This is a genomic window from Wolbachia endosymbiont of Nomada ferruginata (assembly GCF_001675785.1).
Classification (GTDB): domain Bacteria; phylum Pseudomonadota; class Alphaproteobacteria; order Rickettsiales; family Anaplasmataceae; genus Wolbachia; species Wolbachia pipientis.
Map to the genome: position 1 here is coordinate 1 of NZ_LYUY01000050.1, position 10040 is coordinate 10040.

9 protein-coding genes and 1 tRNA gene are annotated in these 10040 nt (G+C 36.1%); 4 read left to right on the forward strand and 6 right to left on the reverse strand.

From position 1 onward, the window contains the following. Positions 1-272 precede the first annotated feature (272 nt). Positions 273-1229: an IS5 family transposase gene (locus BA053_RS06775; RefSeq protein ID WP_082942379.1), complete on the reverse strand. Its 957-nt coding sequence runs from the start codon at positions 1227-1229 to the stop codon at positions 273-275. 356 nt (positions 1230-1585) lie between these two features. On the opposite strand from BA053_RS06775, the gene BA053_RS03680 reads away from it, so the two are divergent. The 3 genes from BA053_RS03680 to BA053_RS03690 are packed head-to-tail and all read left to right on the forward strand — an operon-like array spanning position 1586 to position 4984. Further along, entirely contained in the window at positions 1586-2695 is a 1110-nt protein-coding gene (locus BA053_RS03680; RefSeq protein WP_065094584.1) for an outer membrane protein assembly factor BamB family protein, read from the forward strand. Continuing rightward, positions 2688-4058: a dihydrolipoyl dehydrogenase gene (gene lpdA, locus BA053_RS03685; RefSeq protein WP_065095391.1), complete on the forward strand. Its 1371-nt coding sequence runs from the start codon at positions 2688-2690 to the stop codon at positions 4056-4058. Before BA053_RS03680 ends, lpdA begins: the two co-directional genes overlap by 8 nt. A 2-nt stretch (positions 4059-4060) precedes the next feature. Next, on the forward strand, positions 4061-4984 hold the full coding sequence (locus BA053_RS03690; protein WP_065094582.1) for a tyrosine recombinase XerC: 924 nt from the start codon (positions 4061-4063) through the stop codon (positions 4982-4984). Here BA053_RS03690 and BA053_RS08040 read toward each other — a convergent pair. From BA053_RS08040 to BA053_RS03710, 5 genes are all read right to left on the reverse strand, one after another. Then, positions 4929-6707 carry an ankyrin repeat domain-containing protein gene (locus BA053_RS08040; protein ID WP_065106774.1) on the reverse strand — a complete coding sequence of 593 codons (1779 nt, stop codon included), beginning with the start codon at positions 6705-6707 and terminating at the stop codon, positions 4929-4931. The two genes, BA053_RS03690 and BA053_RS08040, sit on opposite strands and share 56 nt — an antisense overlap. Positions 6708-6792: 85 nt before the next feature. Continuing rightward, positions 6793-7731 carry a thioredoxin-disulfide reductase gene (trxB, locus tag BA053_RS03700; protein WP_065106775.1) on the reverse strand — a complete coding sequence of 313 codons (939 nt, stop codon included), beginning with the start codon at positions 7729-7731 and terminating at the stop codon, positions 6793-6795. Further along, positions 7718-8317, reverse strand: coding sequence for a peroxiredoxin (locus BA053_RS03705; protein ID WP_065094578.1), 600 nt, complete (start codon positions 8315-8317; stop codon positions 7718-7720). Before BA053_RS03705 ends, trxB begins: the two co-directional genes overlap by 14 nt. A 168-nt stretch (positions 8318-8485) precedes the next feature. Continuing rightward, the gene (locus BA053_RS08700) at positions 8486-8626 is read right to left on the reverse strand and encodes a hypothetical protein (RefSeq protein ID WP_156518040.1); all 141 of its coding nucleotides are present in this window, start codon (positions 8624-8626) and stop codon (positions 8486-8488) included. A 437-nt stretch (positions 8627-9063) separates the two neighbouring features. Further along, positions 9064-9136 (reverse strand) — tRNA-Gly (locus tag BA053_RS03710). 172 nt (positions 9137-9308) lie between these two features. Between BA053_RS03710 and BA053_RS03715 the strand changes: the two genes are divergently transcribed. Next, a complete protein-coding gene (locus tag BA053_RS03715) occupies positions 9309-9929 on the forward strand; it encodes a ribonuclease D (RefSeq protein ID WP_065106776.1) in 621 nt (206 codons plus the stop codon). Positions 9930-10040: the final 111 nt, after the last annotated feature.

Sequence of the window (10040 nt, forward strand, 5' to 3'; positions counted from 1 at the left end):
GCCATACTTGAAAGTATAATGTAAGTAATTAGCCAACCACGGGGCTTCTTTTGCCTTTTTTTTATTTGGTAAATTTCTTAATGTTTGTAGCTAAACGACAACCGTCATCCCGCTGCTTGTTAGCGGGATCTATGTTAAGGTATGACGGTTAAGTAAGGGATCTATGTTAAGAGATACCGCGAATGAATCGCGGTATGACGTAGGACTGCTGTCATCCCAGTGCGTGGGCTTTGTTGCATCGCTCTTCGGATAGTAGGTAACGCACAATAAATTTATGAAGCTATCTCAAATTTAGCCATACCAATATCAGTGAACTTATTGAGCAAATAGCATTTAACAAGTAGTTCCTTCTCTCTATTTGTCTCAGATTTATTCCTAAAACTAAACCCGAATGTTTGTTTCAGTTGCGAGAAAAAACTTTCTATATAAGATCTTTTTCCATAACTCATCTCTTTTTTCCACTTCTTTATACCATCTTCATCATATGACTTTATGAGCTTGACTGCAGAATTTCTCTCAGCCATATAGTCTAACTTTGGATGCTCTGCTGCGTTGTTTTTCGGAGGAATTTTCTTTTTTATACCATATTGATTACACAGCTTATAGAGCTTTTCTCTGTCATATGCCCTATCTGCATATAGTACTTTTATGACATACTGAAAATCGACTTCTTTTAGCAAATCACAAGCTCCATAGTGATCAGAGTAGACACCGTTACTGTATTTTACAGCTATGGCTTTTTTGTTGTTTATATTCAACATTACGTGCAATTTTCTCGTTTGCTCATAGCCACGATATTTTCTGTCAGTGCTATTTTCCTTGCTGTGACCAGGAGTGTTGTTGTATATACTAATTCCTGTACTGTCTATAGCAATTTCGATATCTTCCATATTATTTTTATCAATTCTGCAATCATTTATCTTAATATTAAGTTTCTTAAACCTTCTTGATGCTTGTGAATAGCTGATAACTGCCAAATCTCTTCCTATTTGTTGCAAATACCCTTTTATAAACCCGACTGTTTGTCTTAAACCAATTCTAAAGAAACTGACGATTATATGCACCAAAATCACAACTTTATCACTATAAATATAGTTGCCGCCCTGCATTTTTGGACAATTCTCGTACCAATTTTCTATGGCGTCATTGATATAACAAAAAATGCTTCCTCTTTCTTGGAGAAATTTGTTATATTCATGGCAGTTACTGACTCTCATTTTTTGTGGCATATTTTTTCTTCAACAGTTAAATGGCTATTTATAATGAATTTTGTCAGTAGCCACAAGATTTTTTCAGTTGCTATGCAACAAAGCCATCCCAGTGTCAAGCACTGGGATGACAGGAAAAGAGGCTATTTGGATGACATCTTTCTTCTTGGTATAAATTACTTTTATATCTCAATGTTCATACAGCTATGCACGTTGCTGCATAGTGGATGAGGTGTATTACCTCTAAGAGTATAGTTTTTTACATAATAATGTGATATTCTGTTCATAAATCAATGTTTCAACGTACAACAAGAACATTTTCATTGTGATTAAGATTTCTAGTATGTATATTAATAAATCTTGTTCTCAACTAAGTAATGAAAGTAATAATTATTATAATAATGTTATTGTGTAGCAACTATACAATGGCAAGCGAGCGAATAAGTCTAGTGGATAAAAAACTATCTCAAGGGTATGTAGCTCCAGTGCTTACAGAAAATAGCGTTATTTTACCAGACAAGCACGGCGCTTTATATTCCTTTGATATTGATAACTCAAAGGCTATGAATTGGAAATTACACCTCTCACATAGGAAAAAAATCGGTAACATGAGCCTATTGCGTCACGGAGGAAATGTTTTCTTTATAGTGGATAACGTTCTACACACAATAGATGCAAAAACCGGCGAGATTCAGTGGGAAAAAGAATTGAGAGCTCCAGTAAGAGGGAAAGCAGGAGTAATAAACAATAAATTGGCAGTATTGACTATTGATAATTATCTGTACGTGTTTGATATAAAAGATGGCAGCTCCGTTTGGACTTATCAAAACGGTATCAATGAGGTTCGAGGTTTATATTCCATATCGCCAGCAATTTCTAACGATAAAATAATAGCGCCATTTTCAAATGGTGAGTTAATAGCTTTTAATGAAGACGGTAAAAAATTGTGGAGCCAAAAATTGGCTACAAACCTTTTGGATACACAGCTCACAGATGTAACTACTACACCGAGAGTGCTTGGCGATACTTTAATAGCTACAAATAATTCTTATATTTATGGCATTGAGGTGAAATCAGGAAATATTTTATGGTCAAAGTCACTGCAAGTAAAAAGTGTATCAGACATTGAGTCATATTATAGTCCTCTTATTCCTGCAGAGAAACAAAAAGAAGGCGGAAGAATTTTTATAGTAACTGAAGATAATAAAATAATCGGCCTGGATATAAAAAATGGAGAAACAGTCTGGGCATCTGATTTAATAGAAAATACGCAATTGTTTGCTCCAATTGTGCATGCCCATACACTGTGGGTGACAAGCAATAAAGGTTCAATGCTTGCTTTTCCTGGATCTGAAAGTGCAGGAAAGGTAGTCAAAGTACCTGGTAATGTGTTTCACACTCCAGTGTTTACTCACGATAAAATATATGTAACAACTGAGGGAAATGGTGTTTATTCTTTAGAAAATAGGTTTGTTCTTTATGATTGATTATGATCTGATTGTTATAGGTGGTGGTCCAGGCGGTTATAAGTGTGCTATCGCTGCTGCAAAACTTGGATTGAAAGTTGCCTGCATAGATAAAAATAGCATTTTTGGTGGTACATGCTTGCGAGTTGGGTGCATACCTTCCAAAGCACTACTTCATTCTTCCTATCAGTATGCTCACACGAAAAATGATCTGTCGAAGCTTGGCATAAAAATTAAGGATGCAAGTTTCGATTTAAAAGAAATGCTAGGTTATAAGGACGCCAGAGTTCAGGAACTCGGAAAAGGTATAGAATATCTGTTTAACCTTCACAAAATCACTAAAATCAATGGGCTTGCTTCTTTTGACCAAGGTAATCTTGAAGTTTCAGTTGAAGGTAAGGTGCTGAAGACAAAAAATATAGTAATTGCAACCGGTTCTGACGTTATTTCTTTGCCAGGAATTAATATCGATGAGAAAGACATTATTTCTTCCACCGGTGCACTATCTTTAACTGAAGTACCAAAAAAACTTGTCGTAATCGGAGCCGGGGCAATAGGGCTTGAAATGTCTTCTGTATGGAGGAGGCTAGGGTCTGAAGTCACTGTAGTAGAATTTTTTGACAGAATCGCTGCAGCAATGGATGGAGAATTAAGTAAGTCTCTACTTTCTAGTCTACAAAAACAAGGAATAAAATTTTTACTTAGCACTAAAGTTGAGGAGATAAAACAAAGTAGTAACTCTTTGAGTGTGAAAGTTTGTTCTGTAAAAGATAATCAAACAAACACTATAGAGGCGGATAAGGTATTGGTGGCAGCAGGACGCAAACCATGTACTGATGGTCTTGAAAAAATAGAAAAAGATAATCGCGGTTTCGTTCAAGTTAACAACAGATATGAAACTAATGTGAAAGGAATATTTGCTATTGGTGATGTGATCGGTGGAGCAATGCTTGCTCATAAAGCAGAGGAAGAAGGGGTAGCAGTTGCAGAGATAATCGCTGGGCAAGTACCTCACGTTGATTATGGAATCATACCATCTGTCATTTACACTCACCCTGCGGTTTCTTCGATTGGTAAAACCGAAGAAGAACTCAAAAATGCTGGCCGTGAATACAAAGTGGGTAAGTGTCAATTTGCTGCAAACGGCAGAGCAAAAATAACTGATGATGCTGAAGGATTCGTGAAAGTGCTAACTTGTAACAGAGCAGATACAATACTAGGTGTGCATATCATAGGGGCATACGCTGATACGCTAATCAACGAAGCAGCAGTTGCAATGGCATACGGCGCAGCAGCAGAGGATATATACAGAATTTGTCACTCTCATCCTGATATAAACGAAGCTTTCCGTGATGCGTGCATCGATGCTTTCTTTAAAAAATAATTGTGGACCTCGGTTCAATCATTGAAAAATGGTATGAGTGGCTGAGGTGCAACAGATCTTATTCACCAAACACTTTGGAATCATACATGAGGGACTTGAAGGACCTCATAAATTTCCTAAGCACTCACATTGGTGAAGAAGTAAATGTCGGCACTTTGGAAAAATTGAGCGTACCTGAGTTAAGAAGTTGGCTTACCTCTCGTTACGCAAGAGGTGTAAACGCAAGATCCAACACTCGAGCACTCTCAGTAATCAGAAATTTCTTCAAGTACATAAAAAACAACCACAATATAGACAATGAAGCTGTATTTTCCTTATCAAGGCCAATTCAGAGAAGAACTTTGCCCAAAGCACTTTCAATATCTAATATAAAAGCTTTATTAAAAGAAATGAAACTATCCGACCTGGGTGAACCTTGGGTGGTAAAAAGAGAAATTGCAATTATCGTCCTGCTATATGGTACAGGCTTAAGAATCAGTGAAGCGTTGAACCTTAGGGTTAGTGATATTAACAATGAAAGTTTAATAGTAACAGGTAAGGGAGATAAACAAAGGCAGGTATTCATTCTTCCGGTAGTAAAAAAATGTATACAAGAATATGTAAAAGCCTGTCCTTACCTTGATGAAGCACAACATCTTTTTTTGGGAGTAAGAGGAAAAAAATTGGGGAGAACTTATGTCGCTAATCGTTTGCAGAAAATAAGGAGAATATTAAATCTGCCAGAAATCTTATCTCCACATGCATTTCGTCATAGTTTTGCTACTCATTTGCTTCAGGAAGATATTGATATAAGATCAATACAACAACTGCTTGGTCATTCGAGTCTTGAGACCACTCAAGTTTACACTCACCTCAATTATCAAGATGTTTTTAATATGTATAAGAATTTCCAACAAAGTTTGGAGAAGAAGCCAAAACCCTTGTAACTCGAGGATTATCTGTGGCACTACCAGGTCCTATGTCTTTTTCATCTCCTTTGTATAAAAAATATCCTACTAAAAGAAGAACAAGTGCAACTGCTGCAAGACAAGCACCTATTACTGGATAATCGTATAAAACTGCTAAACATGCACCAACAGCAAACGCTCCAGACAACACAAAAGCAGCAGAAGCGTAGTTGCTTAGTTTTCTACCAGGAGAAATTGCTTGCGAGGATTTTTCGTTTTTATTACTCAGACTTTTAGTACGGAGCAGTCTATTTTCTGATGAAAGCCTATCTCTTTCTTCAGTCAGTCGAGCTACTTGATTAGTAAGAGCGCTAATCCTTGCTTGCTGACTTAATTTCTCTTGCTTTGCACTATCCAGCTCTTGCTCTGTTTCTGCAAGTTGAGCTTTTATTTTTTCAAGCTCAATTACAACTTCTTGAAAAGCTCGCTCAAAACCTGCTGGTATATTATTCGTATTTGCCACAGGTTGTTCCACACTTGCAGGAAATTTTTCATTTAGATAATTTTTAATGGACTCAGTTGGCTCACTAGCATTTCTCAATGCAGCAGTAACAATTGCACGATTTATGAAGCAATTATCCTTTACCAATTCTTTTACATCATCTAGATCTTTTCTATTAATAGTACCGGTTAATCGCTCTTTAATGGCTTGTTCAATTATTTGCTTCACCCATGGATTTTTCTCTATATCTTGTATTGGCTTTATTTGACTAAAATCTAGGTCTTTATGTTTTAAAAGTTTAGTCAATACTTCTTCGTTATCTTGTGTTATTCCTCGTAAACACGATTCGATAATTAAGCTAAGCGGTGTTTCTATTTCTTCATTGTAGGTTCTTTTCCAGCAATTAGGGTTAAGCTCTTGATTTAATAGTCTTTTCGCTTGGTAAATATTTCCGCTAGAAAGAGCATCTAATAATTCTTTTCCTTCCTGTGCTTTTTTAAACTCCAATTTTATTACATCTCCGGAACCTCTTTCAATACAATTTTCAGGGCTTTTATATTTATAATTTCTGACATTAGTGCTTGCATTTGGGTGCGTGAGCAATATTTTTACCATATCTCTAGCTCCAACTTGGCAAGCAATATGTAGGGCTGTATTTTTTTGTATTAAGGGTGTCCTTACCTCCTCCTTTACACCGTCATAGCTTTCTGTCAAAACCTTGAAACCAATATTTTCTTCATGATATCCTACAAAATGATCAGTAGTAAACCATATAGGTTCATTATCATCTTTCGTTACTATTTCATTACTATCAATGTACTTGAATTTACTAGCGTTTATTGATCCCCGTCCATTTCTTAGTGTAAAGCGCTTGGAACCCGAAAAACCATCACGTACTATTTCTTTTCCAAGGTATTGAAAAACTACATGACCTTGGCTGTCTTTCTTTTGCCTTTCCTCATAAACATATTCCCTACTTCGAGCGTTAATATCGATACTGCTATTTTGTATAAGCAATTTAGCCATTTTTTCTAACATGGGTTGTCTACCATAAGTGACATCACAAGCTCTAGCAATAGACATCAAAGGTGTCATGCCTTCTTCATCAAACGCATTAACATCCGCATCTCCTTCCAAAGCTTGTTTAAAAGCTTCTAGGTTTTCATCATCAATAGCTTTAAATAACTTTTGTGTCGGTGCATCTAGAGTTCTCTGATATCTGTAACCATTAGTATTTGTCCTATTCTCTCCATAAAGCATATTAAACCCATCTAATAATTTACTAACATAATTATGTAAAAGAAAAGGAAAATTGCAAGCAATTTATCTAAAATCCTAGAATTAACTACGACTCCAAAAACTTTTCTGCATCAAGCGCAGCCATGCATCCTGTTCCTGCTGCAACTACTGCCTGACGATATACCTTATCTTGAACATCACCTGCAGCAAATACTCCTGCTTTACTAGTTAAAGTTGTTCCAGGTTTTGTAATGATGTAACCCTGTTCATCCATTTCAACAAAGCCTTTAAAAATACCCGTATTTGGTGCGTGTCCGATTGCAATAAACACTCCATCCACTTTTAATTCTTGAGCTTCCGTTGATTTAACTATAATACCAGTAACCTTTTTCGGATTTTCTTCTCCAAGAATCTGCTCTACGGTATGGTTCCACATTACTTTTATTTTATCATTTTTAAAGAGCCTATCTTGCATTACTTTTTCCGCTCTCAATTTATCACGCCTGTGTATTAATATCACTTCTTTGGCAAATCGAGTTAAAAATATCGCCTCTTCAACAGCAGTGTTTCCACCACCAACCACAGCTACAACTTTATTCCTAAAAAATGCACCATCACAAGTTGCACAAGCTGAAACTCCGTAACCTTGAAATTCCTTTTCACTCTCCAAACCAAGCCATTTTGCTTGCGCACCGGATGCAATTATAATTGCATCTGAATAGTAGTCATTAGTATTACCAGAAGATCTAAATCTATACTCATTAAAATCCTCAAGTTGTTCAACGCTTTTTATCTCATCATCTATTATTTTTGCTCCAACCTTTTCTGCATGAAACCTCATTTGCTCCATTAGTTCTGGACCCTGTATTGAAACAAAACCAGGATAGTTTTCAACATCTGTAGTAATTGTAAGCTGACCACCAGGCTGCATTCCCGTTATTACAATCGGCTCTAAGTTTGCACGTGCTGCATATATAGCGGCAGCATAACCCGCTGCCCCAGATCCAATAATAAGAACTTTTGTACTAAATTTATAATTCTTCACTGTATGAGTTTAGATAATCAGCTACTCCTTCATCGCTTGCCTGCATTGCTGGCTTACCTTTCTTCCACCCTGCTGGACATACTTCACCATGCTCCTCATTATGTTTAATTGCATCAACGATTCTAACGAATTCATCGATATTACGCCCTAAAGGCAAATCATTTATCGATTGATGACGTACAATAAATTTATCATCAATAACGAAAGTTGCTCTCAGCGCAATTGAGTCATCATATAAGACCCCATAGTCTCTTGATATAGACTTTTTGATATCAGACACTAAAGTGTAGCTAATCTCTCCAATACCACCATCATTAACTGGAGTGTTTCGCCATTTATAATGTGAAAATTTTGAATCTACACTTATTCCTATCACTTCAACACCACGCTTTGCAAACTCATTTATTCTATTATTGAGCGATATCAATTCAGTTGGGCAAACAAAAGTAAAATCAAGTGGATAGAAAAAAAGGACAGCATACTTATTTTTTATGTGCTTACTCAGACAGAAATCATCAACAATTTCTCCGTCAGAGAGAACAGATGAAGCAGTAAAATCGATAGCAGATTTTGTTACAAGATTCATAATTAACCTATTCTTTTAAAATAACTTCAATTTTACATCTTGATAAACTTATATGCAAGTTTTCTTTGGTTTTAGTCCTATAAAAACTTCCTAAAATAGCTCTTCTTTTTTACTGATAAGATACAATCCAGGAAAAAGAATGGTGTCATGAAAGTAGCCCCTATGATGTCATCCCAGTGCTTGACACTGGGATCCAGTTTTCCATAAATGGTGCATTTTAACATAACTTTTATACTTGATAAAATTCCTGGATTCCAGCGTCACGCGCTGGAATGACACCTTCCATATAAATATTAAAAAATTTACCAAACAAAAAAAAGGCAAAAGAAGCCCTAGTCATTGTCTATTTTCAGTATTGGCGTTTTTTAAGTCTTAAACGCTGCAATTTAGCTGCTTTTAAATGCAACTCACCTTAGTTTAAATGTTTAAGAAATTTACTAAGCAGAAAAAAAGGCAAAAGAAACCCCGTGTTAGCTAGTTGTCACTCCCTAATCCTGCAAATTGGCGTACTATACTGTCTTAAACGACTTATAAGCGCGTTTCAGCTTGTGTAGGTAAAAACCTAGAAATATTGTGAAGACATAAGGTGCACATAGTGCAAAAAATTAAAAATAAGACGCCAACTACGTTGTTTTCTTGCTGTTTAATCTTCACAGATGAAGATAACTGAATACCTTCAGTTTCATGATAAGGGGGCTGACGAAATGTGTCAAGGGATTTTTGACGAAATGATTTTGAAAGTAAAGAGCGGGAGAAGGGGTTCGAACCCTCGACCTCAACCTTGGCAAGGTTGCGCTCTACCAACTGAGCTACTCCCGCAATTAAATTAACCTAAATTTACTTAATTATAGGCATATACAGCGATTTGTAAACCCCGTGTACACGAAAAATGTGAGAGCCCATAAATTTGCGTGGTTCCTTCTATGATCTTTTCGTATACTTAAGGCTCATTTTTGATTATCATAAGTTTTTAATTATTCCACAAAGCTTTATGGGAATATTTTTATATAAAGACGACTTGCCAGCTAGTTCAATACCAGATGATGTAAGGTCTATAGCTGTTGATACCGAGGCAATGGGGCTACTTCATAGCAGAGATAGATTATGCCTTGTGCAGCTCTCTTTTAATGATGGCAACGCTCACTTAGTTCAACTTAAGAACGATTATACAGCGCCAAATTTGAGAAAAATATTAGAGGATAAAAATATAACTAAAATATTTCACTTCGCGCGATTTGATGTGAGCATAATACGTTATTACTTGGAAACTTGGGCACTTCCGTGCTATTGCACAAAGATAGCTTCACGTTTAGTTCGCACTTACACAGATAATCATAGCTTAAAAGAGTTGTGCTTAGAGCTGCTTGATACCAAACTAAATAAGCAGCAGCAATCTTCTGATTGGGGAAACGAAAATTTAACAGACAAACAAAAAAGTTATGCTGCATCTGATGTTTTGTATCTCCACAAGATAAAGGAAAAGCTAGACTTAATGTTGGAACGTGAAAATAGAAAAGAATTGGCCCAAAAGTGCTTTGAATTTCTTCCTACTCGTATTGAGTTAGACTTAATGGGTTGGGAAAACGTGGATATCTTTAACCACCAGATGTAATAGAAGTTTTTTGTTTGTGCAAAACACTTTAGAGGTTGTCCACAAACCAAGGAATACGTAGTATATAAAGAAAGAATATTGAGGTAAGAGATGAGGAAAAAATATCCAACA